The sequence below is a fragment of the Streptomyces clavuligerus genome (assembly GCF_005519465.1).
Classification (GTDB): Bacteria; Actinomycetota; Actinomycetes; order Streptomycetales; family Streptomycetaceae; genus Streptomyces; species Streptomyces clavuligerus.
In genome coordinates, this window is the sequence record NZ_CP027858.1 from 3,429,833 (window position 1) to 3,455,155 (window position 25,323).

At 73.8% G+C, this 25,323-nt stretch carries 18 protein-coding genes and 2 tRNA genes; 17 read left to right on the forward strand and 3 right to left on the reverse strand.

The window, feature by feature from the left end:
• Positions 1-23: 23 nt before the first annotated feature.
• The 8 genes from CRV15_RS14390 (at position 24) to CRV15_RS14425 (ending at position 11,162) form a co-directional block, all read left to right on the forward strand.
• Entirely contained in the window at positions 24-3,665 is a 3,642-nt protein-coding gene (locus tag CRV15_RS14390; protein WP_003956252.1) for a DNA polymerase III subunit alpha, read from the forward strand.
• Between the two features lie 6 nt (positions 3,666-3,671).
• On the forward strand, positions 3,672-4,712 hold the full coding sequence (locus CRV15_RS14395) for a DNA polymerase Y family protein (RefSeq protein ID WP_003961063.1): 1,041 nt from the start codon (positions 3,672-3,674) through the stop codon (positions 4,710-4,712).
• 73 nt (positions 4,713-4,785) lie between these two features.
• A complete protein-coding gene (locus CRV15_RS14400) occupies positions 4,786-5,931 on the forward strand; it encodes a bifunctional MaoC family dehydratase N-terminal/OB-fold nucleic acid binding domain-containing protein (protein WP_003961062.1) in 1,146 nt (381 codons plus the stop codon).
• Positions 5,928-6,452 (forward strand): MaoC family dehydratase, encoded by a 525-nt coding sequence (locus CRV15_RS14405; RefSeq protein ID WP_003956256.1) that lies wholly within the window; start codon positions 5,928-5,930, stop codon positions 6,450-6,452. Before CRV15_RS14400 ends, CRV15_RS14405 begins: the two co-directional genes overlap by 4 nt.
• Positions 6,449-7,615, forward strand: coding sequence for a lipid-transfer protein (locus tag CRV15_RS14410; RefSeq protein ID WP_003956258.1), 1,167 nt, complete (start codon positions 6,449-6,451; stop codon positions 7,613-7,615). Before CRV15_RS14405 ends, CRV15_RS14410 begins: the two co-directional genes overlap by 4 nt.
• Positions 7,616-7,667: 52 nt before the next feature.
• Entirely contained in the window at positions 7,668-8,594 is a 927-nt protein-coding gene (locus CRV15_RS14415) for a DUF1906 domain-containing protein (RefSeq protein WP_003961061.1), read from the forward strand.
• Between the two features lie 180 nt (positions 8,595-8,774).
• Positions 8,775-9,359 carry a SigE family RNA polymerase sigma factor gene (locus CRV15_RS14420; RefSeq protein ID WP_003961060.1) on the forward strand — a complete coding sequence of 195 codons (585 nt, stop codon included), beginning with the start codon at positions 8,775-8,777 and terminating at the stop codon, positions 9,357-9,359.
• 156 nt (positions 9,360-9,515) lie between these two features.
• A complete protein-coding gene (locus CRV15_RS14425; RefSeq protein ID WP_003956261.1) occupies positions 9,516-11,162 on the forward strand; it encodes a long-chain fatty acid--CoA ligase in 1,647 nt (548 codons plus the stop codon).
• Between the two features lie 193 nt (positions 11,163-11,355).
• Here the strand turns inward: CRV15_RS14425 and CRV15_RS14430 are convergent, their stop codons facing one another.
• Together CRV15_RS14430 and CRV15_RS14435 are read right to left on the reverse strand one after the other, a co-directional pair.
• A complete protein-coding gene (locus tag CRV15_RS14430; protein WP_063646030.1) occupies positions 11,356-15,996 on the reverse strand; it encodes a PAS domain-containing protein in 4,641 nt (1,546 codons plus the stop codon).
• A 268-nt stretch (positions 15,997-16,264) separates the two neighbouring features.
• Positions 16,265-16,735 (reverse strand): SSI family serine proteinase inhibitor, encoded by a 471-nt coding sequence (locus tag CRV15_RS14435; protein WP_003956263.1) that lies wholly within the window; start codon positions 16,733-16,735, stop codon positions 16,265-16,267.
• Between the two features lie 293 nt (positions 16,736-17,028).
• On the opposite strand from CRV15_RS14435, the gene CRV15_RS14440 reads away from it, so the two are divergent.
• From CRV15_RS14440 to CRV15_RS14470, 7 genes are all read left to right on the forward strand, one after another.
• Positions 17,029-17,122: transfer RNA gene (locus tag CRV15_RS14440), tRNA-Ser, on the forward strand.
• A 282-nt stretch (positions 17,123-17,404) separates the two neighbouring features.
• A tRNA-Arg gene (locus CRV15_RS14445) sits at positions 17,405-17,477 on the forward strand.
• 342 nt (positions 17,478-17,819) lie between these two features.
• Entirely contained in the window at positions 17,820-18,698 is an 879-nt protein-coding gene (locus tag CRV15_RS14450; protein WP_003961057.1) for a DUF2797 domain-containing protein, read from the forward strand.
• 107 nt (positions 18,699-18,805) lie between these two features.
• Entirely contained in the window at positions 18,806-19,153 is a 348-nt protein-coding gene (locus tag CRV15_RS14455) for an antibiotic biosynthesis monooxygenase family protein (protein WP_003961056.1), read from the forward strand.
• Between the two features lie 95 nt (positions 19,154-19,248).
• Positions 19,249-19,989, forward strand: a complete 741-nt coding sequence (locus tag CRV15_RS14460) for a response regulator transcription factor (protein ID WP_029182973.1) — start codon at positions 19,249-19,251, stop codon at positions 19,987-19,989.
• Positions 19,990-20,276: 287 nt separating this feature from the next.
• Positions 20,277-21,791 carry an MFS transporter gene (locus tag CRV15_RS14465; protein WP_003956270.1) on the forward strand — a complete coding sequence of 505 codons (1,515 nt, stop codon included), beginning with the start codon at positions 20,277-20,279 and terminating at the stop codon, positions 21,789-21,791.
• A 115-nt stretch (positions 21,792-21,906) separates the two neighbouring features.
• Entirely contained in the window at positions 21,907-22,755 is an 849-nt protein-coding gene (locus CRV15_RS14470) for a TetR/AcrR family transcriptional regulator (protein ID WP_003956271.1), read from the forward strand.
• Here CRV15_RS14470 and CRV15_RS14475 read toward each other — a convergent pair.
• On the reverse strand, positions 22,701-23,591 hold the full coding sequence (locus tag CRV15_RS14475) for a hypothetical protein (protein WP_003956272.1): 891 nt from the start codon (positions 23,589-23,591) through the stop codon (positions 22,701-22,703). The two genes, CRV15_RS14470 and CRV15_RS14475, sit on opposite strands and share 55 nt — an antisense overlap.
• Positions 23,592-23,875: 284 nt before the next feature.
• Here CRV15_RS14475 and CRV15_RS14480 point away from each other — a divergent pair, with 284 nt between their 5' ends.
• Both CRV15_RS14480 and CRV15_RS14485 read left to right on the forward strand, forming a co-directional pair.
• Positions 23,876-24,265 (forward strand): hypothetical protein, encoded by a 390-nt coding sequence (locus CRV15_RS14480; RefSeq protein WP_003956273.1) that lies wholly within the window; start codon positions 23,876-23,878, stop codon positions 24,263-24,265.
• Between the two features lie 382 nt (positions 24,266-24,647).
• A complete protein-coding gene (locus CRV15_RS14485; RefSeq protein ID WP_003956274.1) occupies positions 24,648-25,217 on the forward strand; it encodes an NADPH-dependent FMN reductase in 570 nt (189 codons plus the stop codon).
• Positions 25,218-25,323 lie beyond the last annotated feature (106 nt).

Consider the following 25,323-nt stretch of genomic DNA (forward strand, 5'->3'; position numbering starts at 1 on the left):
GTCATCGAGGTGGGAGGTGCGGCATGGAGGGTTTTGCGCATCTGCATGTCGCGACGGGCTACTCGGCGCGCTATGGGGCCTCGCACCCCCGGGAGCTGGTGGCGCGGGCCGCCGAGCGGGGCATGGAAGTGCTCGCGGTGACCGATCGGGACGGGGTCGCCGGGGTGGTGCGGTTCGCCAAGGCGGCTCGTGGGGGTGGGGTGCGGGCGGTGTTCGGGGTGGACATGGGGGTGGAGGCGTTTGTTCCGGGGCGGGAGGCCGTAGTGCGGGCGCCCGTGCGCGGGGGTGCGTATGTCCGGGAGCCGCCGCTGAGGATCACCCTGCTGGCGCGGGACCCGCGCGGCTGGGCGGAGCTGTGCCGACTGGTCTCGGCCGCCCACGCCCGGCCCGTCGACGGGCACCCGGTGATCCCCCGGGAGGCGTTCACCGCAGCCGCGGACACCGGGCTGACCGTTCTGCTCGGCCCGCTGTCCGAACCCGCGCGGGCACTCGCCGCCGGGCGGGACGAGTCCGCCGCGCGGCTGCTCACGGCCTGGCGGGCGCTCGCGGGCGACGGCCTCCGGCTGGAAGCCGTCCACCACGGACGCCCCGGCGCCGGGCCGGGGTCGCTGCGGCTGGCCGCGCGGACACTGCTCCTCGGCGACCGGCTGGGCATCCCCGTCGTCCTGACCAACGCCGTCCGCTACGCCGACCCGGAGCAGCACCGCCTCGCCGACGTCCTGGACGCCGCCCGGTTGCTGCGGCCCCTCGACCGGGACCGGCTGGACTCCGGCGAGCGCTGGCTGAAGGACCCGGCGGCCATGCGCACGGCCGCCGGGCTGATCGCCGGGGCGGCGGGCCTCGGACCCGAGCGGGCCGATCGGCTGATCACCGAGACGGGCGCGACCGCCGAGGAGTGCGTCCTCGACCCCGGCACCGGGCTCGGCCTGGGCCGCAGACATCTGCCCGAACCCTGGGCGGTCGGTGCCCGGGACGCCGCCGACGCCGTCCGGGTGCTGCGCGGGCGCTGCGCCGCCGGGCTCGTCCGCCGCGGTCTGGACCGCGACCCCGAGGCCCGGCGGCGGCTCGCGCAAGAGCTGGCGCTCATAGCCGAGCTGGGCCTCGACACCTACTTCCTGACCGTGGCCCAGGTGGTCGCGGACATCCGGGAACGGGGCATCCGGGTCGCCGCCCGGGGCTCGGGCGCGGGCAGCATGGTCAATCACGTCCTCGGTATCGCCACCGCGAACCCCCTCGACCACCGGCTGCTGTTCGAACGTTTTCTGTCACGTCAGCGCACCGACCTCCCCGATATCGACCTCGATGTGGAGTCCGCCCGCCGACTGGAGGCGTACGACAGGATCATCGAGCGTTTCGGCCGGGAACGGGTCGCCCTCGCCGCGATGCCCGAGACCTACCGGGCCCGGCACGCCCTGCGGGACACGGCGCTCGCCCTGGGCATCGCCCCCGCCGAGGCCGACCGGATGGCGAAGGCGTTTCCGCACATCCGCGCCCGCGACATCACCGCCGCCCTCGCCGACCTTCCCGAGCTGCGCGGACTGGCCGCCGCCTCCGCCCCGTACCGGCTCCTCCTCACCCTCGCCGAAGGTCTGGACGCGCTCCCCCGGGGCATCGCCATGCACCCCTGCGGAGTGATCATCGGGGATGCCTCGCTGCGCGCCCGGCTCCCCGTACAGCCCACGCCGACCGGCGGCTACCCCATGGTCCAGGCCGACAAACACGACATCGAGGATCTGGGCCTGATCAAACTGGATGTCCTCGGTGTCCGCACGCAGTCGGCGATGGCCCACGCCACCGCCGAGATCGAACGGGTCACCGGCCGCCGGATCGACCTCGACGACCCGCGTCAGGTGCCCCTCGACGACCCCTTCGCGTTCCGGATGATCCAGGCGTCGGACACCCTCGGCATGTTCCAGTTGGAGTCGCCCGGCCAGATGGACCTGCTCGCCCGGATGCAGCCGCGCGACCCCCGGGACGTCATCGCCGACATCAGCCTCTTCCGGCCGGGACCGGTCGCCGGAGGGATGCCGGAGCGCTATGTCGCCGCCCGCCACGGCGGACCGCCCTCCTACCCCCACCCCGATCTCGTACCCGTCCTCTCCGACACCTACGGCGTGGTCATCTGGCACGAGCAGATCATCGAGATCCTCCGGGTGCTGACCGGCTGCGACCGGGGATACGCCGACCATGTCCGGCGCGCGCTCGGCGACCGGGCCCGGCTGCCGGGGATACGGGAGTGGTTCCACCGCCGGGCCGCCGCCCGCGGCTACTCCCCCGCCGTACGGGACGAGGTCTGGGGGACGGTCGAGTCGTTCGGGGCGTACGGGTTCTGCCGCGCGCACGCGGTCGCGTTCGCCGTCCCCGCCCTCCAGACGGCCTGGCTGAAAGCCCATCACCCGGCCGCGCTCTACGCGGGACTGCTCGAACACGACCCCGGCATGTGGCCGAAACGAGTCATCGTCGCCGACGCCCGCCGCCACCACATCGCCGTCCTCCCCGTCGACATCAACCGCTCCCGGCCCACCCATACCGTCGAACGGGCCCCCGACGGCACCTGGGGCGTCCGGCTCGCGCTCTCCGACGTCCACGGCATCAGCCGCGCCGAGGTCACCCGTATCGCCGCCGGTCAGCCCTACATATCGCTCACGGACCTCTGGCGGCGCGCCCACCCCACGCGTCCCACCGCCGAACGTCTCGCCGACATCGGCGCCCTCTCCCCGCTCGCGGGGGACGGCGTCACCCGGCGCGATCTGCTGCTCCGGATCGCCGAACTGCACCGGGACCACCAGCGCCACCGCGAACACCGGCGACACCCGGGCCATCAGGGGGGACACCGGGGACGGACCGCCGGTGACGGACAGCTCACCTTCGAGAACGTTCCGGACAACGTTCCGGACAACGCCCCGAACAACGTCCCGTACGGGGAGAACGGGCCCGACGGCCTGCCCGAGATGACCGGGCGCGAGGCCCTCGACGCCGAGCTGCGCGTCCTCGGAATCGATGTCAGCCGGCACCTCATGGACCATCAGCGGCGGCTGCTGCGGGAACTGGGCGCCACCGACGCCCGCCGCCTCGGCGGGCTGCGCGCCGGGGACTCCGTCCTGGTCGCCGGGGTGCGCGCCGCCACCCAGACCCCGCCCATCCCCTCCGGCAAGCGGATCATCTTCGTCACCCTCGACGACGGGTCCGGACTGGTCGACCTCGCCTTCTTCGAGGACAGCCATGACGCCTGCGCCCATACGGTCTTCCACTCCGGGCTGCTGCTGGTGCGCGGCACGGTCCAGCGGCGGGGCGGGCGCGCCACCGTCGTCGGCACGATGGCCTGGGACCTGGAGGCGCTGGCCCTCGCCCGGCGCGACGGCGGCCCCGAGGCCGTCCGCCGACTGCTCGCACCGGCCGCCCCCGCCGACTCCGTCCCCTCCGCTCCCTCCGCCCCCGATACGGCGTCCGACGCGCGGCGGCTCCGGCGCGGCATCCCGCAGGAGACAGGGGCGCTGCTCCACCCCTGGGCCGACCTCCAGCCCGCCGGGAGGCGCGCCGCCGACCCGGGAGCCCTGGCCCGCCACGACACCCCGGAGGCATCGCGGACGGCGGAGGAGCCTCAGCACCGGGACGCTCCCGATCTGACCTCCCTCGGATACACCAGCCCCGGCAGCGCGGGGTGAACCGCCATGCCCACCGGACCCGCCCCCGGACCCGCCGGACGGCAGGTGCTGCACGTCCACTTCCACTTCCGGCCCCCCGTCCCCGAGGACGACGGGTCCGGCGCGTACGGACGGCTGCTGGATCTGCTGCGCGAGGTCACCCCCCGGGTCCAGGCGCTGCCGCCCGCCGACGCCGACTGCGAGGTCACCGGCGGTCCGCGCGCCTTCGACGGGGACCCCGGTGCCCTCGCCCGGCTGATCCGGACGCGGGCCCTCACGTTCCACGGTGTCGTCACCTCGATCGGCTGCGCGGAGAACCGGACGCTCGCCGCCATGGCCGCCGATGCCGCCGGGCCGGGCCGGACCGTCCTGATCCCGCGCCATCCGGAAGCGGTCGCCGGGTTTCTGCGCCCCCGCCCGGTCACCGCGCTTCCCGGCGTCGGGCCCGCGACGGCCCGTCTCCTCGTCCATCACGGACTGCGCACCGTCGGCGCGGTCGCCGACACCCCGCTCCCGACGCTGCGGCGCCTGCTCGGCGCGGCGGAGGGACAGCGGTTGTCCGAACGGGCCCACGGCGTCGACCACCGGCCGGTCAGCCCGGGGGAGCCGCCCGCCTTCCGTACGGCCGGGCATGCCTTCGCGCGCGACGAACTCGACCCCGGCCGCAGGCGTCGCGCCGTCGCCGCGCTCGCCGAGCGGATCGGCGGACGGCTGCGCTCGGACGGGCGGATCGCGGGTCGGCTGACCCTGACGGTCCGGTATGCCGACGGCAGCACCACGGCCCGCGACAGGGCGCTGCCCGAACCGTCCCACAGCGGGCCGGTACTGGTCTCGGCCGCCTGCTCGCTGTACGAGTCGCTGGGCCTCCAGCGGGCCCGGGTGCGGGGGCTCTCCCTGCGGGCCGGGGAACTGCTGCCGGAGGCGTATGCCGCGACGCAGCTCGGTTTCGACTTCCCGGACGGCGACGGCGACGGGGGCGGGGACGGTGGCGAGGACGGTGGTGGCGACGAGGAGGGTGGTGGCGCGACCGTCGACGGGCCCGCCGATGCGACCGGCGGTGGACCTTGACAGAGAAAGATTCCTGACGGACAGTCAGAAATCTGGTCGCCGGGGCCGGATACCGAGGGGGAGGTGGCGCGCGGTGCCGCCGGACGCACTGTACGAGCGGCTCACGGTATTCGTGGGTCTCGCGGTCCGCACCGCCGGGCCCGGCATGGACCCCGTCAACGAGCCGATGATCCGGCACTGGTGCGAGGCGATGGGCGACCGGAATCCGGCGTACCGGGGGCCGGACGCCGTGGCGCCGCCGACGATGCTCCAGGCGTGGACGATGAGCGGGCTGTCGGGGCACGCGGGGCACTCGCCGGTCCACGACGAGCTGTTCGCCCTGCTGGACGGCGCCGGGTGCACCTCGGTCGTCGCGACCGACTCCGAGCAGGAGTATCTGCGGCCGTTGCGGCCCGGGGACCGGATCACCTACGACGTCGTGATCGAGTCGGTGTCCGAGCGGAAGACGACCCGGCTGGGGACGGGGTACTTCCTGACCACCCTTATGCAGCTCCGGGTGAACGGGGAACTGGCCGGAACTCATCGCTTCCGCATCCTGAAATACGCCCCGGTGGCCCCCCGTTCCCCTTCTGTCCCGGCCTCGGCGCCCCCCGGGCCCGGTCCGGCCCGTCCCCTCCGCCCCCGACCGGTGATCAACCGCGACAACGCCGGCTTCTGGCAGGGCGTCGCAGGCCACCGGCTGCTGATCCAGCGCTGCCAGGGGTGCGCACGGCTCCGCTTCCCCTGGCTGCCCGGGTGCCAGGGGTGCGGCTCACCGGAGTGGGACACCGTCGCGGCGGGCGGCCGGGGGACGGTCTACTCCTTCGTCGTGATGCACCACCCTCCCTTTCCGGCCTTCGCCGCGATCGACAGCGGCACCGGCCCCGGCACCGGTCCCGGCATCGATAACGGCACCGACGACGGCACCGACGACGGCACCGACGACGGCACCGACGACGGCACCGACGACGGGACCGGGGCGCCGGGACCGTACGCGGTCGCGCTGATCGAACTCGCGGAGGGGGTGCGGATCGTCAGCAATGTGATCGGTGTGCCGTACGACGAGGTACGGATCGGGATGCCGGTGGAACTGGAGTTTCTGCGGGTGGACAAGGAACTGGAACTTCCGGTCTTCCGCGCGGCGGCCGGGCCGCCCCGACGACCGGCGGTTCGGGCGCCCGGACGGCCCGCCGACACACGAGAAGGAGACGACACGCGAGAAGGAAGGGGGCCGCGGTGAGGCCCGGTGACCGACTGCCGCCGCTGGAGATCCCCATCACCCGCACCCTGATCGTCGCCGGGGCCATCGCCTCCCGCGACTACCAGGACGTCCACCACGATCCGGAGCTGGCGCGGCAGCGGGGCGCCCCCGACATCTTCATGAACATCCTCACCACCAACGGCCTGGTGGGGCGGTATATCACCGACTGCTTCGGGGAGGGCGCGGTGCTCCGCAGGGTCGCCATCCGGCTGGGTGCGCCCAACTACCCCGGAGACACGATGGTGTTACGGGGGACGGTCTCCGCGGTCGACGGGGACACCGCCGAGGTCCGGGTGGTGGGCGCCAACGGGCTCGGCGACCATGTCACGGGCGCCGTCACGGTCACGGCCCCCGGCCTCGCCGCCGCCCCCGTCCCCGATGACCCCGCGTTCCCCGTCCCCGCTCACGACTCCGCCCAGGCCCCCGCTCACGGCTCCGTCCCCACCTCTGTTCACGACTCCGCCGGTCCCGGTGGCACCCCGGGCGGCGGTGCCCCATGAGCCTCCACCGCGGGGACACCCTCGGCGGACGCGCCGCCGTCGTCGGTATCGGCGCGACCGAGTTCTCCAAGGACTCCGGCCGCAGTGAGCTGCGACTGGCGGCGGAGGCGGTGCGCGCCGCCCTCGACGACGCGGGGCTGCGCCCGTCCGACGTCGACGGCATGGTCACGTTCACCATGGACACCAGCCCCGAGATCACCGTCGCCCAGGCGACCGGCATCGGTGAGCTGTCCTTCTTCTCCCGGGTCCACTACGGCGGCGGCGCGGCCTGCGCCACCGTCCAGCAGGCGGCCCTCGCCGTCGCGCTGGGCGTGGCCGACGTGGTCGTCTGCTACCGCGCGTTCAACGAGCGCTCCGGTGGCCGTTTCGGTGCGGGCGTCCAGCACCGGGAGCCGTCGGCGGAGGGCGCGGCGCTTGGCTGGAATCTGCCGTTTGGACTGCTCACCCCGGCCTCATGGGTCGCGATGGCGGCGCAGCGCTATCTGTACACGTACGGCCTGACGCCCGAGGTTTTCGGCCATGTCGCGGTCACCGCCCGCCGGTACGCCGCCCGCAATCCCGCCGCGTACTTCCACGGCCGCCCCATCACCCTCGCCGACCACGCCGCGTCCCGCTGGATCGTGGAGCCGCTGCGGCTGCTGGACTGCTGCCAGGAGACCGACGGCGGCCAGGCGCTCGTCGTCACCTCGGTGGAGCGGGCCCGGGAGCTGCGGCATCCGCCCGCGGTGATCACCGCCGCCGCGCAGGGTGCGGGCCGGTCGCAGGAGCTGATGACCAGCTTCTACCGGGACGGTCTCACCGGGCTCCCCGAGATGGGCGTGGTCGCGCGTCAGCTCTGGCGGAGTTCGGGGCTGGGCCCCGGCGATATCGACGTCGGCATCGTCTACGACCACTTCACCCCGTTCGTCCTGATGCAGCTGGAGGAGTTCGGTTTCTGCGGGCCGGGGGAGGGAGCGGATTTCGTCGCGGCGGGCACCCTGCCGCTGAACACCCACGGCGGTCAGCTCGGCGAGGCGTATCTGCATGGGATGAACGGGGTGGCGGAGGCCGTCCGGCAGCTCCGGGGCACCTCCGTGAACCAGACGCCGGACGCGGCCAGGGTCCTGGTCACGGCGGGTACCGGCGTTCCCACGTCCGGGTTGATCCTGGGCGCGGACGGCTGAGCGAGGGCCCTCTGCGCTGGCCGGGCGGCGCGGGGGGCCGTTGACTCGGTCCATGCGCACCCGCAGCCGGGCCCAGGCCGCCGCCGCCCTCGTCCTCACCGCGCTGCTCGGCGTGCCCGACCTGCTGCTCTCCCCGTCGCCCGGCCCGCGCACGGACACCGCGTACACCTCGACGTCGACGACGGGCATGCAGGCCGACACCACCGAGGACACCGCCGTGACCTTCCGGGGGCTCGTGTTCGACCTCTGCGAGGCGCCGCCGCTGGCGGTGATGAGCGCCTGGCGGAAGTCCTCGCCGTACGGGGCGGTGGGGGTGCCGTACGCGGGCCGGGGCGGCGAGTGCCCGGGGCGGTCGCGGCCCACCCGGTCCTGGGTCGCCGAGGTGCACCGCATGGGCTGGCGGCTGCTGCCGCTCTTCACCGGGGCTCAGCCGCCCTGCGCGAAGCCCCTGGCGGACGGGCCCCCGGTCGCGGCGGCGGGGCGGGAGGGCGCGGTCGTCCGGGAGGGAGTGATCGGCAGGGCCCCCGTCGCCCAGGGGCAGGAGGAGGGGAGCGAGGCGGTCCGCGCGGCGCACGCGCTCGGGATGACCCGGGGCAGCGCGCTCTATGTCAGCCTCAAGTCGTACGACCTGGACGACCCGTCCTGCGTCCGGACCACCCTCGACTACATCAGGGCCTGGAACCGGGAGGTACGCCGCCATGGCTATGTCCCCGGGCTGCGCAGCCACGCCGACGCGGGCGTCCTCCACATGGAGCACGCGCGCCGGGCCGGGACCGGGGATCTGCCGTCGGCCATGTGGTTCGCACGCTGGAACCACCGCCCCTCGCTGTACGAGGAGCGGGCCCTGCACCCGTACGCCTGGCGGGTCAAACGGCGTATCCATCAGTACGAGGGCGAGGTCACCGAGGAGTACGGCGGGCACCGGCTGACGGTGGGGCGGAGTCTCGCGGACGCCCCGGTGGCCCGGATCCGCCGCTGAGGAGCCCGGCCCCGGCCCGGCGGCCACCCCGGTGGCGGGCCCCTGACCGGCGTCCTCATCTCTGAGGGTCACCTCCACCCACAGGAGGTCGGGCCCGCGCCGCCTGTACAACCTGAGGCGGACAACGCTTCCAGCCCTCCGGCCGATCCGCGGGCCCGGCAGCGCTTTTAGCGTGGGTTCATGACCACGCCAGTCTGCACAAGTGCTTCGCGGGCCGCGCTGCCTCCGCTTCCGCCGTACGGGGCCGACGCACGGTACGCGCCTCACGCCCGCTACTCGTCGTTCTCGTCGTACGTACGGGCACGGGGGCCCGTACTGATGCGGACCGCGCGCTCGCTCACCGCGAATCCGTGCGACGCCGAAGACCTGTTGCAGACCGCGCTCACCAAGACCTATGTCGCGTGGGAGCGGATCGAGGACCACCGGGCGCTCGACGGCTATGTGCGCCGGGCCCTGCTCAACACCCGCACCTCGCAGTGGCGCAAGCGCAAGGTGGACGAGTTCGCCTGCGACGAGCTGCCCGAGCCGGAGAACGTGCCCGCGCCCGACCCGGCGGAGCAGCAGGTTCTGCACGACGCGATGTGGCGGGCGGTGATGAGGCTGCCGGACCGGCAGCGGGCGATGGTCGTCCTGCGGTACTACGAGGATCTGAGCGAGGCGCAGACGGCCGAGGTGCTGGGGGTCTCGGTCGGCACGGTCAAGAGCGCGGTCTCGCGGGCGCTCGGCAAGCTCCGCGAGGACCCGGAGCTGGCACCGGTCCGTTGAACCGGCGGGCCCGGTGGGCCCGTGGTGGAGGGTGCGCAAGGTGCTGGGGGAGTGCTGAACAGCTCGGCCCGGGGGTAGTGACATACCGAGTGGTATGCGCGCAGAATCTGCACACCCCGACCACACCGTAGCGCCAGCGCCTATCAGGAGGACGCCGTGCAGAGCACCATGCAGGACGTACCGCTGCTCGTGAGCAGGATTCTTGAGCACGGCCGGACCATCCACGGAAAGTCGCGGGTCACCACCTGGACCGGCGAGGCGGAGCCGCACCGCCGCAGCTTCGCCGAGATCGGTGACCGCGCCGCGCGGCTGGCCCACGCCCTCCATGACGAGCTGGGCATCGACGGTGATCAGCGGGTCGCGACCCTGATGTGGAACAACGCCGAGCATGTCGAGGCGTACTTCGCGATCCCGTCCATGGGCGCGGTCCTGCACACCCTCAATCTGCGGCTGCCCGCCGAGCAGCTCGTATGGATCGTCAACCACGCCACCGACCGGGTGGTCATCGTCAACGGGTCCCTGCTCCCGCTGCTGGCACCGCTGCTGCCCCATCTGCCGACGATCGAACACATCGTGGTCTCGGGCCCCGGCGACCGCGCACTCCTCTCCGACACCGAGGCCCAGGTGCACGAGTACGAGGAGCTGATCGCCGGACGTCCGGCCCGCTACGACTGGCCCGAGCTGGACGAGCGCTCCGCCGCCGCCATGTGCTACACCTCCGGCACCACCGGGGACCCCAAGGGCGTGGTCTACTCCCACCGTTCGATCTATCTGCACTCCATGCAGGTGAACATGGGGGAGTCGATGGGCCTCGACGACGAGGACATCGCGCTCGTCGTCGTGCCGCAGTTCCATGTGAACGCCTGGGGGCTGGCCCACGGCACCTTCATGACGGGGATCAACCTCCTCATGCCCGACCGCTTCCTCCAGCCCGGCCCGATCGCCGAGATGATCGAGAAGGAGCGGCCCACCTACGCCGCTGCCGTCCCCACCATCTGGCAGGGGCTGCTCGCCGAGGTCACCGCCAACCCGCGTGATCTGTCCTCCCTTGAGATCGTGACCATCGGCGGTGCCGCCTGTCCGCCCTCGCTGATGGAGGCGTACGACAAGCTCGGGGTGCGGCTCTGTCAGGCCTGGGGCATGACCGAGACCTCACCGCTCGGCACCATGGCCCATCCGCCCGCCGGGCTCGGCGCGGAGGAGGAGTGGCCGTACCGGATCACTCAGGGCCGCTTCCCGGCGGGCGTGGAGGCCCGGCTCGTCGGGCCCGACGGGGACATCCTGCCCTGGGACGGGACGTCCGCCGGTGAGCTGGAGGTCCGCGGCCCCTGGGTGGCCGGCGCGTACTACGGCGGTGACGGGGGCGAGGAGCTGCGGCCCGAGGACAAGTTCAGCCCGGACGGCTGGCTGCGCACCGGGGACGTCGGCGTGATCAGCGCCGACGGCTATTTGACCCTCACGGACCGGGCCAAGGACGTCATCAAGTCCGGCGGCGAGTGGATCTCCAGTGTGGAGCTGGAGAACGCGTTGATGGCCCACCCGGACGTGGCCGAGGCGGCGGTCGTCGCGGTGCCGGACGAGAAGTGGGGTGAGCGCCCGCTGGCCGCGGTCGTCCTCAAGGAGGGCACGGGTGTGGACTACCCGGCGCTGCGGACCTTCCTCGCCGGGACGATCGCCAAGTGGCAGTTGCCCGAGCGCTGGACATCGATATCGGCGGTGCCGAAGACCAGCGTGGGGAAGTTCGACAAGAAGCTGATCAGAAAGCAGTACGCGGACGGTGAGCTGGACGTGACCCGGCTCTGAGCCGGTGGGGCCGCCTCGGGCGGCCCCGGGGCCCAGCCACCGGGCTCCGGTCACCGTGGGGCCGCCCGGCTGTTTCACGTGAAACAGCCGGGCGACTGTCCTCAGAAGCAGCCGGGCGCCCGTCGGCCCAGTGGGCACATCCGCCCGTCAGCCGTCAGCCGTCAGCGGTCGGCTCGGCGGCCGACCGCCCCGTTCAGTTGGTGCCGATCTTCGCCAGCAGATCCACGATCCGGGACTGCACCTCGGCGCTCGTGGAGCGCTCGGCGAGGAACAGCACCGTCTCGCCCGAGGAGAGCCGGGGCAGCTCGGCGCGGTTGAGACCGGCCGAGGTGTAGACGACCAGCGGCGTACGGTTCAACTGCCCGTTCGCCCGCAGCCAGTCGATGATCCCGGCCCGGCGGCGGCGCACCTGCATCAGGTCCATCACCACCAGGTTCGGCCGGGTCTGCGCGGCGAGCGCCACGGCGTCCGTGTCCGCGCCCGCCCGCGCCACCTGCATACCGCGCCGCTCCAGCGCCTCGGTGAGCGCGAGCGCGATCTCCTCGTGCTCCTCGATCAGCAGCACCCGGGAGGGGTGCTGCTCGCTGTCGCGCGGCGCCAGCGCCTTCAGCAGGACGGCGGGGTCGGCGCCGTAGGCCGCCTCCCGGGTCGCCTGCCCCAGCCCGGCGGTCACCAGCACCGGTACCTCCGCCGCGACGGCGGCCTGCCGCAGCGACTGAAGGGCGGTACGGGTGATGGGACCGGTCAGCGGGTCGACGAAGAGGGCGGCGGGGAACGCCGCGATCTGGGCGTCGACCTCCTCGCGCGAGTGCACGACGACCGGACGGTAGCCGCGGTCGCTCAGCGCCTGCTGGGTCGAGACATCGGGCGCGGGCCAGACCAGCAGCCTGCGCGGGTTGTCCAGGGGCTCCGGGGGGAGTTCGTCGTCCACGGGCTGCGGCTGCGGCCGGTTCGTCACCTCGACGGCGCCGCCCGGACCGTCCAGCGGCTCCGGTCCCTCGGCACCCTCGTCGGGTGCCCCGATCGCGTACGCGCGGCCCTCCGCACGGTCCAGGGGCAGCCGGGACCCGGGGGCCTGCGGCTGCGGGGCCGACGGCGCGTGCGGCGACTGCGGCTTGAGCGGTGCCTGCCGGGTCTGCGGCGCCTTGGCCGCCGACGGGGTCCGGGGGCCCGTCAGGGCAGGGACCTGCGGCTGGGCACCGGTGTCGGCTGGGGAATCGCTCTCCTCGCCCGGCGGGGCGGCCAGCTTGCGCCGCCGTCCCGAGCCCTGCCCGGCGGGCTGCTCGGCGGCGGGCCCGGGGCGCTGCGCCGGAAGGGGCGGCAGGGGCTGGGCTCCGCCCGCCGCGCGGGGCGTGCCCGCCGACTGCTGCGGCTGCTGCTGGGCGGGCTGCACTCCCTGTCCGAGGGTGCGCACGCTGAACGCCCGTCCCTGCGAGGCGTCGGCGGGCAGCGGCTCGGGCCGTCCCCCCGTGCCCTGCCGGGGCAGCCGGGGCGCTTCCGCGGGCAGCGGCTGCCGCAGGGCGGGCGGGGCGGCGCCGGGGTGCGGCGCTTCGAGGTCGGGCAGCGGCAGGGAGACCGAGCCGGTGTCGGTGCCGGTGGCCCCGGGCGCGGCGGGCCGTGCCGGGGCGTTTCCGTCCGGGGCAGCGGCGGGTACGGCGACGGAACCCGTGCCGTCGGTGTCGTCCTGCGGCCCGGCGGGGCGGGCCCGGCGGCGGCCGGTGGGCAGCGGATGGTGCTCCGGCGGGGTGTGGTCGGCACCGGGGGCGACCCGTACGGGGTCGTGCCGGTCGTGCGGGTCGGAACCGGCCCCGCCGGGGACGCGCCCGACCCGATCGGCCTCGGCGGGAGGCAGCGCGAACGCCGGACGGGGGCCGTCCGGCCCGGCCGCCGGGGCGCCCGCCTGGTCGGAGTGGTCGGAGTGGTCCGGCTGGTCGGGGCTGACCGGCGAGGGCGCCAGCGCCCGCCGGGCCCGCCGTCCCGCGGGCCGCGCGTCGGCGGCACCGCCCTGGGGACCGGCCGGGCCACCGGGCCCGCCGAGACCACCGGGAACGGCCGCCGACAGCTCGGGCACCGCGCCGTGCGGCGAAAGCCCCTGGGGAAGCCCGTGCGGAAGGCCCTGCGGAGGCACCGGACCGTGCTGCGGCACCGCGCCGTGCGGCGGGACCGGCTGCGGAGGCATGCCCTGCGGAGGGACGGGCCGGGGCGCCCGGTCCTGCGGTGCCCCGGTGCTCTGCTGCGGCAGGCTCACCCCGCCGCCCTGCTGCGGGGGGGTGCCCCGGGGCGGCACGGCCACGGACCGCGCGGTCTGCGGGGGCACACCGCCGGGCGGCACGGGCCGCCCCGGCTCCGGGGCCTGCGGCGGCACAGGCTGCCCCGGCGCCGACCGGGGGGCAGCGCCCTCCGCCGCCGTGGCCGTGTCGTCCGTGTCGTTCGCGTTGTCCGCGTTGTCCGCCGTGCCTTCGGCGCCCTGCGGAACGGCCGGTCCGGGCCGGTCGTCCACCCCGGCCGGTACGGGCTGTCCCTCGGCGCCGGGCCGCGCGCTCTCCGGCGCGGGGACCGCGTCCCCCTCCGCCGGGCTCGGCCGCCCGCGCCGACGGCCGGTGCCCCCGGGCGCGGTGGCGGCAGCGGCGGCGGGTCCGTCCGGCTCGCCGCCGTCGTGCGGGGTGTCGTCCGCCGCGGCGGTGCCGTCACCCGGAACCGCGGTCCGGGGCGGAACGGACCCCTGGCCGGGCAGCGGCGCGTGCGGCGGCTCGGCGGGTCCGGTCGCGGGAGCCGCGGGGGCGGCGGCCCGGCGCCGCCCGGTGGGCTGCGAGGCGTCCTCGCCCGAGGCGGAACCCTCCGCCGACACCGGGCTCTCCAGGAAGGCGTCCGTCGAGCTGCGCCGCCCCCGGCGCCGTCCGCTGCCCGCCGCCTCCACGGCCTCCATGGGGTCCATGGGGTCCCCGGGCCGGTCGGCGGCGTCCAGAGGCGCCGTCCCGGCGCCCCGGGGCAGCGCCGGAAGCCCCGCGTCGTCCGCGGACCCGGCGGGCTCCACCGGCTCCCCGGTCTCGGCCAGGCTCTCCGGCAGCAGCTCCGGCATGGTCTCGGGAGCGGCGGGCAGGGCGTTCGACGGCCCGGGCGCGCCGGTGCCGTCCGGTGCGCCGGACCCGGCGCCGCCGACGGCCGGGGGCTCCTGCGCGATGCCTCCCGCGCCGTCCCCGAGCGGTACTTCCAGGACGTAGGCGCTGCCGCTCATCCCCGGCATCTCATGCGTCTGGAGCACACCGCCGTGCGCCGTGACGATGCCGCGGACGATCGGCTCGTGCACCGGGTCGCCCCCGCTGAACGGTCCGCGTACCTCGATCCGGACGACATCGCCGCGCTGGGCCGCCGCGATCACGACGGTGGAGTCCGCGTAGCCGCCGTCGGGCAGCAGCCGGGTCTTGCCGGTCGAGTCCACCCCGGCCACGTCCGCGGCCAGATGCGCGAGGGCCGTCGCCAGCCGGACCGTGTCCACCTCGGCCTCGATCGCCGGGGCGTGCACGGCGAACTGGACCCGTCCGGGCCCGATCAGCTCGATCGCGCCCTCCACCCCGGCCGCGACCACCGCGTCCAGCATGACCTTCGTCTTGTCCAGCCGTTCCCCGCCGGTGTCGAGCCGCTGGAAGCCGAGGACATTGTCGATGAGGGTGGTCATCCGGGCGTACCCGGCGGCGAGGTGGTGCAGGATCTGGTTGGCCTCGGGCCACAGCTGGCCCGCCGGGTCGTCGGCGAGCGTCCCCAGCTCCCGGCGCAGCTCCAGCAGCGGACCGCGCAGGGAGCCGTCGAGTACGGCGGTGAGCTGCCCGTGCCGGGCGGCGAGTTCCTCGTACCGCTCGTCACGGCGTTCGATCTCGGTGGTGTACCGCTCGGACTTGTCCGCGAGTTCGGCGGTGAACCGTTCCTCGTTCTCCGCCAGCTCGGTGGTGAAGCGCTCCGTCGTCGCGGTCAGTTCGGCGGTGAGACGTTCGGTGGTCCCGGCCAGCTCGGCGGCGTGCCGCTCGGCCAGCGCCTCCGCGGGCCGCCGGTCGGTGAAGGTCATCACCGCGCCGACGAGCTGGTCCCCGTCCCGTACCGGGGCGGTGGTCAGGTCGACCGGCACCCGGGAGCCGTCCTTCGCCCACAGCACCTGGCCGCGGACCCGGTGCTTGCGCCCGGAGCGCAGGGTGTCCGCGAGCGGGGACTCGGCGTACGGGAAGGGCTTGCCGTCCTCGCGCGAGTGCAGGATCAGCGGGTGCAGCTCCTGGCCGCCGAGGTCGCTGGCGCGGAAGCCGAGGATCTGGGCGGCGGCCGGGTTGACGAGGACCACACGGCCCTCGGTGTCCGTGCCGACGACGCCCTCGGCGGCGGCCCGCAGGATCATCTCGGTCTGCCGCTGGGAACGCGCCAGCTCGGCCTCGGTGTCCAGGGTCCCGGAGAGATCGCGGACAACGAGCATCAGCAGCTCGTCGCCGGTGTAGCCCTGGCGGGAGGCGTAGGCGTCCCGGCCGTCCTCCAGACCGGCGCTGGTCACCTCGACGGGGAACTCGTTGCCGTCGGTGCGGCGCGCCACCATCCGGGTCGGCTTGGTGCGCCCGCGCTCGTCGGTCGCCTCGGGCCGCCGCATGGAGCCCGGGATCAGCCGCGAGTCGAACGTGGGCAGCAGATCCAGCAGCCCGCGCCCCACGAGGGCGGTGCCGGGTGCCTCGAAGAGTTCGAGCGCGATGGTGTTGGCGTTGACGACCGTGCCGTTGCAATTGACGAGCACGAGCCCGTCGGGGAGGGCGTCGAGTATGGCTGCGAGGCGAGCAGCGCCTCGGGATGGCCGGCTGCTCACAACGACGGTTCCTCCCTGGCTTACTGCGTGTGCGGACAGCGGGCCCCATCTTGCCCCTCGGGCCCCCGGCTGTCACTGAAGGGGATTCTACGGGCAGTGGTTGCCGCCGGGGCGGCGGATCGGGGGGAGCTCGTCGCGGGGTTGTGTGGACACGCGGTGACCACGGGCCGCGCACCGGCCGCGCAGCCATGCAGCTCAGACCTGTCCCCGGCGTGTCTCCCGGGGCGCCGGAGCGGTCGCCGGGCCCGGTCGTCCGGCGTCCGCCGGACTAGGAACGGGCCTGCGGCAGCAGGGGTTCCGCGTTGTGCCAGCGGGAGATCTCGCAGCCGTCGGTCCGGCTGAAGACGGCGTCCACGGGCCGTCCCCGCCAGGCGCCCGTCACCCGGGCGGTGGCCGGTCCGCCGGCCTGCTGGGTGCACATCTGCCCCTCGGGCACGGGAACGAACGGGTCCTCGCCCGCCTGCGCCAGCGTGTCCAGCCGGGCGCAGGCCCCGTCCCGGTCCGGGTGGGTGCCGCCGACCGGGCCGCAGGTCAGTTCGTAGCGGCCGTCGGCGCGGGCGTTTCCGCTCTCGGAGACCACGACGGTCAGCCGGTCCTGTCCGGTCCCGGGCCCGCCGCCCACCGTCAGCGGCGGTGGTACGGGTGCCGCCCCGGCCGGGGGTGCGACGGCGGTCGGCGCGGAGGCCGCGGCGGCGGCGACGAGGACGGTGATGAGGGTGCGGGGGGTGCGAAGCGGCATGGGGGCGCCTCCTGACGCGCGAGGGAAACACGAACCGGGCGGACCTCCGTACGCCGTCCGCCCCACACGTCCAACGCCCCGCGCCCCGGTCCGTTGCGCCTCCTTTCCACCTTCCGTTCCCCGGGAAACCCCGCACCCCCGCGATTCACCCTCCCCCCGCTTATCCCGGGCGTGTCGCCCCTGGTCCGGCCTTTGCCCTGCGACCCGCGTGCCTAGTACCGTGGGCAACGATTGGTGACACCGCACCTGGCTGTGTCATCATCTGCACACACCTCGCACCCGCGTGGTGTGCTGGAGGCGTCGCCTAGTCCGGTCTATGGCGCCGCACTGCTAATGCGGTTTGGGTTTTAAAGCCCATCGAGGGTTCAAATCCCTCCGCCTCCGCCAGCGAGATCACGAAAGCCCCGGCCATCCGGCCGGGGCTTTCGTGTGTCTCCGCGGTGCCTCTGCCGGGTCTCTGTGACAGCCCCTGCGGCGGCCTCTGTGACCGCGCTCACTTCTCGCTTCTCCCGCTGTCCCGCTGGGTCGCCCCCACCCTGTCAATGATCGCGTCGATTGCGCGTTTCCGCAGGTCAGAAGGGGTGTGGGGAATGGATTTCGCGTGACGGCGCAGGTCATGTAATGTTGTTCCCGCAACGCCGACCGGGACGAAAACCCCGGGAAGCGCAAGCACTCGTAGCTTAACGGATAGAGCATCTGACTACGGATCAGAAGGTTGCAGGTTCGAATCCTGCCGAGTGCACAGCAGGCCAGAGGCCCCGGAGAAATCCGGGGCCTCTGGTGTTTTGTCCGGCTGTCTGTCCTCCGGCTCGGCCGTACGGGGTGTGTCCGCGAGGGGTGCGGGCGGGGCGGGCCGGGGCGGACCCCGGGTCGGGCGGCTCGCCGGGCAGGGGAAGCGCAGGGAATCGGACACGGGTGTGACCTGGGGGTCCATACGTTTTCCTGGGGGGACGGGCATGGGCTCCGGGAGTGTGAACGGCTGGAAGTCGGTGGTTCAAGCGCCGCCAGGGGAACCCGAAGGGGAGGGCTCGGGTACTGTCGCCGCTTTCGGCGGTGGGGATCGGCGGTGCGTCCGGAGGTGCGTATGGCATGGCGGTGCTCCGGGATCGGATGGCCGCAGGGGACGCGGTTGGCCGTTCTGCGGTGGGAAGGCGGGCGGGTCAGTCCGCTCGCGGTGGGCCGGGAGCTGGGCTTCCGGGCCGAGGGTGAGCGGCGGTGCGTCGGGGCGCGGGGGAATCCGTGCCCGGTGGGCGCAGCCGTGTCCGGGCGGGTCACCGGTCCTCGGTGTCCGGACTGCGCCCGGCTGGACCGCGCGCACTCCGTCGCGGCCGACACCCTCGCCGACGACCCCCGTACCTACCGGGTCTATCTCGCCTGGTTCGGCCCCGGCATGGCCAAGGTCGGGATCACCGCCGAGGAGCGCGGTCCGGCGCGCCTGCTCGAACAGGGCGCCGTCGTCTTCTGCTGGCTGGGGCGCGGGCCCCTGATGGCCGCCCGCCGGGCCGAGGAGGTCATCGGCACGGCCCTCGGGATTCCGGAGCGCGTTCCGTACGCCGAGAAGCGGGCCGTCCGCGCGGAGCTGCCCGGTACGGCGGGCGAGCGGTCCGCCGAGGTCGTGGAGCTGCACCGGCGGGCCCGTGCGCTCGACGGATGGCCCGAGACCCTGGAGCCGCTGGAGTGCGCGCCCGTCGATCACATGGATGTCTTCGGGCTCGCCGGGCTGCCCCGGGCCACCTGTGTCGTCACCGGGCTCGTCGACGGCGGTGCCGTCGCGGGGACCCTGCTCGCCGCCGTCGGCCCCGATCTGCATCTGCGGACGGCCGACGCCGAGATCGTCGTCCTCGACACCCGGCTGATGTCCGGCTGGTCCCTCGTCGGCGCCGGACCGGGCGCCGGTCTGTCCGTACCGACCACCGCTCTGGGCACCGTCTCCCCCGGCAGCCATCAGGAAGGGCTCTTCTGAAGCAGAGGGACTCTCCCGGCAGCCGCGTGCCGCGGCGGCCCGGAGCCCCTGCCCGGTGCCGGGCAGATCCTTGGACACCTCTGCGCCCCACCGCTCACCCTGGCCCCATGAGCCAGGAACGTGTCATTCGCCCCGTCCCCGCCCACGAACCCCCCTATTACACGGTCGTCTTCACCTCCGTACAGCCCGAGGAGGCCCCCGGGTACGCCGACACCGCCGCGCGCATGGCCGAACTCGTCCAGGAGGTACCCGGGTTCCTCGGCTATGAGCACGCGCGTGACCCCGACGGGGTCGGCATCACCGTCGGATACTTCCGCGACGAGGAGTCCATCGCCGCCTGGCGGCGCGACCTGGAGCACCAGGAAGCGCAGCGGCGCGGACGGGAGGGCTGGGACCTCCGCTACAGCGTCCACATCGCCCGCGTCGAACGGAGTTACTCCTTCGAGCGGGAGTGAGACGGCGGAGGGGGAGGGCCTGCCGCCGGTGTTTCTCAGGAAATTCACAGACGGGGGAAAGGCCGCTTTCAGGGCGGCGGCGCAAGGTGGCCGCCATGACCACGACATCGCCCCGGAGGCGCACGGAGATGTTCAGGCCGGACGGCACCCCTGTCCGGGTCCTCGTCGTCGATGACGAGACGGCGCTGAGCGAGCTGCTGTCGATGGCCCTGAGATACGAGGGCTGGCAGGTGCGCAGCGCCGGGGACGGTGCCGGGGCGGTGTCCGAGGCGCGGGAGTTCCAGCCGGACGCGGTGGTGCTCGATGTGGCGCTCCCCGACATGGACGGGCTGACCCTGCTCGCCCGGCTGCGGCGCGAACGGCCCGAGGTGCCCGTCCTCTTCCTCACCGCGCGGGACGCCGTCGAGGACCGTATCGCCGGACTCACCGCGGGCGGCGACGACTACGTCACCAAACCCTTCTCCCTGGAGGAGGTCGTGGCCCGGCTGCGCGGACTGATCCGGCGCTCCGGGGCCGCGTCCGCCGCTCGCGGCGAATCCCTCCTGGCGGTGGGGGATCTGACGCTGGACGAGGACAGCCGCGAGGTCAGCAGGGGCGGCCAGGCCATCCATCTGACGGCCACCGAGTTCGAGCTGCTGCGCTATCTGATGCGCAATCCGCGCCGGGTGCTCAGCAAGGCGCAGATCCTCGACCGGGTCTGGTCGTACGACTTCGGCGGCCAGGCCAACGTCGTCGAGCTGTATGTCTCGTACCTCCGGAAGAAGATCGACGCGGGCCGCGCACCGATGATCCACACCCGGCGCGGCGCGGGCTATCTGATCAAGCCGGGCGAATAGCGCCCGGCCGGGGCGGGAGCCACCGCCCCGACCGGGCCTTTCGCCTGCACGCCGGTGGCACTCCTCGGCGGAGGCGTCCGCGCCGGTGGTCCCGTGGTGCGCCCGGGCGGTCCCGTGGTGCGCCCAGGTGGGCGACAAGTCGCTATACAGCGTACGGTGATTTCTTGTACGGTGTACAGCGTTCGCTCTTCTACGCTGTACAAGAGCGCTCTCGGGCACCACCTGGCCGCACCGCGACGCACGTACCCCGCCATGGACGCACGTGCCAGACCTGACAGGAGCTGGGCATGACGGCGACGACCACCGAGAAGCAACCCACCCCCACCGGCCGCCATCCGCAGCGCTGGCTGATCCTCGGCGTCATCTGCCTCGCCCAGCTCACCGTGCTGCTCGACAACACGATCCTCAGCGTCGCGATCCCCTCCCTCAACCGTGAACTGAACGCCTCCGCCACCGACGTCCAGTGGATGATCAACGCCTATGCGCTGGTCCAGTCCGGTCTGCTGCTCACGGCGGGCAACGCCGCCGACCGCTACGGCCGGAAGAAGCTGCTGGTCGCGGGCTTGGCGCTGTTCGGCATCGGCTCCCTCGCCGCCGGACTCGCCCAGTCCTCCGGGCAACTGATCGCCGCCCGCGCGGGCATGGGTGTCGGCGGGGCGCTGCTCATGACCACCACGCTCGCCGTGGTCGTGCAGATCTTCGACGACGCCGAACGGGTCAAGGCCATCGCCCTCTGGTCGACGGTCAACTCGCTCGGCTTCGCCGCCGGGCCGCTCATCGGCGGCGCGATGCTGGACCACTTCTGGTGGGGCGCGATCTTCCTCATCAACATCCCCGTGGTGGTGATCGGCCTCGCCGCCGTGGTCACCCTCGTACCGGAGTCCAAGAATCCGCAGGGTGAGAAGCCCGATCTGCTCGGGGCGCTGCTCTCCACGATCGGCATGACCGCCGTGGTGTACGCGATCATCTCCGGCCCCGAGCACGGCTGGACCTCCGGTCATGTGCTGACGGCCGCCGGAGTCGGCGCGGTGGTGCTGGCCGGTTTCGCGCTGTGGGAGCTGAGGATTCCGTATCCCATGCTGGATATGCACTTCTTCCGGAACCGTACGTTCGTCGGCGCGGTCGCGGGCGCGATCCTCGTCGCCTTCGGGATGAGCGGTTCGCTCTTCCTGCTGACCCAGCACCTCCAGTTCGTCCTCGGGTACGACCCGCTGGACGCCGGTCTGCGGACCGCGCCGCTCGCGCTGACCATCGTCGCCCTGAACCTCACCGGTGTCGGGCCGCGGCTGCTGCCGAAGCTGGGCACACCGGTGGCCATAGGGGCCGGCATGACGGCTGTCTCCGCGGGTCTGGCCGCGATCGCGGTGCTGGGGCGGGACGGCTACAGCGGGATGTTCCTCGGCCTGGTCGTGATGGGCGCGGGCATCGCGCTGGCGGCCCCCGCCATGGCGAACGCGATCATGGGTGCGATCCCCCGGGAGAAGGCGGGTGTGGGCGCCGGGATCAACGGCACGCTGGCCGAGTTCGGCAACGGTCTCGGCGTCGCCGTGCTCGGCGCGGTGCTGAACTCCCGGTTCGCCGCGCTGGTGCCCGGTGTCGTGGGCGCGGCGTCGCTTCCGGCGGCCCTCGCGGCGGCGGACGGACCGGCGGAGGCGAAGGCGGTCTCGGACGGTTTCGCCCAGGGGCTGGAGACCAGCCAGCTCGTCGGGGCCGTCGCGGTGCTCGCGGGCGGGCTGCTGGCGGCGGTGCTGCTGCGGCGGGCCGAGCAGGGGCAGCGGGTGGAGCCGGACGCCGGGGCCTGACTCCGCGGACGAGCCCTGGGCCAGAACGGCGGGGGACACGGCTTAGCATCGGGGCGGAGGTCCGGTTCCTCCACCCGGTCCGGCAGATGGACATCCCAGCGAGGAGAGTGGCGCGATGGTGAGTGCGGCCGACCGTGCGAAGGGTCCCGCGCGGACCAGCGTATGGACGGAGCACCGGACGAGCCGTGGCCGCAGGGGGAGCCAGCCCGCCGGACTCGACCGCGGCCGGATCGTCGACGCGGCGGTGCGGCTCCTGGACGCCGAAGGTCTCGCCAAGTTCTCGATGCGGCGGCTCGCGGCGGAGCTGGACGTCACCGCCATGTCGATCTACTGGTACATCGACACCAAGGACGACCTGCTGGAACTCGCCCTGGACGCCGCCTTCGGCACGCTGCGGCTGCCGGACGGGACCACGCCGGACGGGACCACGCCGGGCGCGGGCGACTCCCCGGCGGCCGGGAGCGCTCCGGCCGCTCCCGCCGCTCCCGCCGCGGACACCTCCGGCGCGTGGCGGGAGCGGCTGCGCGCCCTGGCCCGGGAGTACCGCGCGCTGCTGGTGCGCCACCCCTGGGTCTCGCCGCTGGTCGGCACCTACCTCAACATCGGTCCCCACTCGATGGCCTTCTCGCTCGCCGTGCAGCAGATGATGCGGGACACCGGGCTGCCGGTGCACGGGCAGATGGGCGGGGTCTCGGCGGTCTTCCAGTTCGTGTACGGGTTCGGCACCATCGAGGGCCACTTCATCGCGCGCTGCGCGTCCGCGGGCATGAGCCAGGACGCGTACTTCCAGGAGGCGATGGGGACGATCGCCGAGGAGCCGCAGTTGCGGCAGTACGCCCGTTCCTCCGTGGAGATCATGGAGGCGCGGGGCGGTGACACGGTCGCGGAGATGCGCGACCGGGACTTCGACTACGCGCTGGAACTGCTGGTCGCGGGCATCGAGGCGATGGCCGCCCGGGCCTGATCCGGCCGCCGTCCCGGCCCCCACGCGTACACGGCCACCGTGAGCCCCACGCCCATCAGCCACCACGAGGCCGTGCGCGGGGTCGATGTCAGGGCGTCGAAGACCGCGTCGGCCGCCGCGCGGTCCACGTCGGGCGGCAGATCGTCCAGCGTCAGCATCCGGCCGACGGTCACCGCGATCCGCAGCAGCACCCCGCCCGCGGTCAGCGCCAGGCCCAGCCCGATCAGGGCGCGCCGCCCGTCGGGGGCGAGCAGCAGGGCGGCCCCGGCGGGCAGCAGGGTCATGAGCGGCAGCCACAGCCCCGCGGACTCCAGGGCGCCGAAACTCAGCCGCACCGCCGCCGGGCTGTCGGACTCGACCACCGTGATCCGTGCCCCCATCACCGGGATCTGATCGGCGAAGGGCACGCCCTCCATGCTCAGCTGACGCTTGACCTGCTCGCTGACGGGGGCCAGATCGATGCTCGCGGTGTCGCCCTCGTCGCTGGTCAGGGCCTGTTCGACGGCGGTGTGCGCGGCCCGGTTCACGGTGTTCCACGCGGTGCGGTAGGCGTCCGTACCGGCGAACGACAGCACGGCGTCGTGCACCAGCCCCCGTACCTCGTCGGAGAGCGGACCGAGTCCGTCCGGGCCCGCCACCTCCTCGGTGATCCGCTCGGCGACCGCGCCGCGGACGGCGGGGTCGGAGGCGAGCGGGGCCATCGCGGTGACATAGCCGTCGGTGTCGCCGATCTCGCGCTCCGCCCAGACGGCGAGCACGCTCAGGGGCGTCAGGAGGGCGAGGAGCGCGATCAGGGCCGCCGACACCGCGGGCAGCAGTCTGCGCAGTCTGGGCACCTCTCCAGGAAAGGCGCAAGCGCGGCCGGGGCGCGACCGCTGCTCGGCCGACCGGCGGCGCGCCGCGCCTGAGGAGCCCGTCCGGCGCCGCTGTGCCGCGTTTCCGGAACCCGTCCGGCGCCGGCGTGCCGTGTTTGAGGAGCCCGTCCGGTTCCGTGTTCGAGTTGCCGCCGCGGGCGCCCGGGTGTGCCCTGGGAGGAAGCCCGGGGAGGGTCGAGGGGGAGACGGGGCGATGGGGCGGCCCGAGGGGCAGCCCGGGGAGGGCCGAGGGAAGGAGCACGGACATGGCCACACACGCCACCCGCGCCGCGGCGCCCGTCACCCGCCACCGGACCGGGACCGCGAGCTGGGCGATCCCCCTGGCGCTGGGCGCCGTCTTCGGCTTCTACGCCGGTTTCCTCCACCGCACCGGGACGGTGGTGGGCTGGGGAGACGTCCTGTTCGGCGTGGTCGCCGGGCTGATCCTCGCGGCTCTCGCGTACGGGCTCGGCCGGATTCAGCACAGCATGCCGCGCGAGCTGCGCGCCTTCGCGTACGCCTCGCTGTGCGGCATCGCGATCGGCTTTCTGCACAGCCTGACCGGGACGAGCATCCTGCGCTCTGCGGGCATGGGGCTGATGTTCGCGGCGGCGATGCTGGTCGTGTCCTTCTACGTGTTCTACACGCATGAATGACCGGTTCTGCACGTACGCATGACCGACTCCACGGATGACCGGTTCCACGGATGACCGGCGTCTCCGCGCACCGATGACCCGCCCCGCCTGCCGGGCGGGAGACGCCGCACGCTGAACGTCTCGCACTGAACGTCTCCCACCCGAACGTCTCGTGCTGAACGCCGCACGTCGCTTTCCGCGGCGTGCGGCGTCTCGCGGATGTCTCGCGGCAGATCTCGCGGCACACCGCGCGGTCGCGAGATCCGATCCAGCGACCGCGCGGAGGTGTCTCGCGCCTCCTGGGTGAGGGCCGACGGGGAGACGCACCGGGGCTCGGGGCCGGGCGGATGCGCCGGGCCCGGGTCGGGGTCCGAGGGCGGACGAGGGGAAGGGGAGGGCTGGCGTGCTGGGGGAGGAGTCCGAGGGCGGGGCGGTGCCGCCGCTGCGGGTCGCGGTGGTCGTCGGGAGCACCCGGGAGGGCCGGGTCGCCGAGCGCGCGGGCCGGTGGTTCGCGGAGCGGGCCGGTGAGCGTACCGGGCTGGAGCTGTCGATCGTCGATCTGCTCGACTTCGACTTCCCGGCCCGCTATCCCGACCGGCCCACCGGCCCGATGCGGGAGTTCGCGGAACGGGTCGGGGACGCCGAGGCGTATGTGGTCGTCACCCCCGAGTACAACCGCTCGTTCCCCGCGGTGCTGAAGCAGGCCATCGACTACGCCTACGACGAGTGGCATGCCAAACCGGTCGGCTTCGTCAGCTACGGCTATGGCTCCCGGGGGTTGTACGCGGTCGAGCAGCTACGGACGGTCTTCACCGAGTTGCACACTGTGACGCTGCGTAACGGTGTCGGTCTGGACCTCCTGGAGGAGGGGTGGGCGGACGGCGAGCGGGCGGTGCAGCGGATGCTCCGGCAGCTCCTCTGGTGGGGGCTGGCGCTCCGGGAGGCGCGAGCGGCCCGGCCCTATGTCGCCTGAGGCGATGGGCCGCGCGGTCCGTACTCCCTGGAGGACGCAGAACTCCCTGGAGGGCGCGGAAGGACGCGGAAGGACGCGGGAGGACGCGGGAGCGCGCGTCCGACGA

Coding starts and splice junctions, on each gene's coding strand:
- CRV15_RS14410 (WP_003956258.1), top strand. CDS start 6,449: ATGAGCCTCCACCGCGGGGACACCCTCGGCGGACGCGCCGCCGTCGTC.
- CRV15_RS14450 (WP_003961057.1), top strand. CDS start 17,820: ATGGCATGGCGGTGCTCCGGGATCGGATGGCCGCAGGGGACGCGGTTG.
- CRV15_RS14460 (WP_029182973.1), top strand. CDS start 19,249: ATGACCACGACATCGCCCCGGAGGCGCACGGAGATGTTCAGGCCGGAC.
- CRV15_RS14415 (WP_003961061.1), top strand. CDS start 7,668: ATGCGCACCCGCAGCCGGGCCCAGGCCGCCGCCGCCCTCGTCCTCACC.
- CRV15_RS14435 (WP_003956263.1), bottom strand. CDS start 16,735: ATGCCGCTTCGCACCCCCCGCACCCTCATCACCGTCCTCGTCGCCGCC.
- CRV15_RS14480 (WP_003956273.1), top strand. CDS start 23,876: ATGGCCACACACGCCACCCGCGCCGCGGCGCCCGTCACCCGCCACCGG.
- CRV15_RS14455 (WP_003961056.1), top strand. CDS start 18,806: ATGAGCCAGGAACGTGTCATTCGCCCCGTCCCCGCCCACGAACCCCCC.
- CRV15_RS14465 (WP_003956270.1), top strand. CDS start 20,277: ATGACGGCGACGACCACCGAGAAGCAACCCACCCCCACCGGCCGCCAT.
- CRV15_RS14395 (WP_003961063.1), top strand. CDS start 3,672: ATGCCCACCGGACCCGCCCCCGGACCCGCCGGACGGCAGGTGCTGCAC.
- CRV15_RS14470 (WP_003956271.1), top strand. CDS start 21,907: ATGGTGAGTGCGGCCGACCGTGCGAAGGGTCCCGCGCGGACCAGCGTA.
- CRV15_RS14420 (WP_003961060.1), top strand. CDS start 8,775: ATGACCACGCCAGTCTGCACAAGTGCTTCGCGGGCCGCGCTGCCTCCG.
- CRV15_RS14390 (WP_003956252.1), top strand. CDS start 24: ATGGAGGGTTTTGCGCATCTGCATGTCGCGACGGGCTACTCGGCGCGC.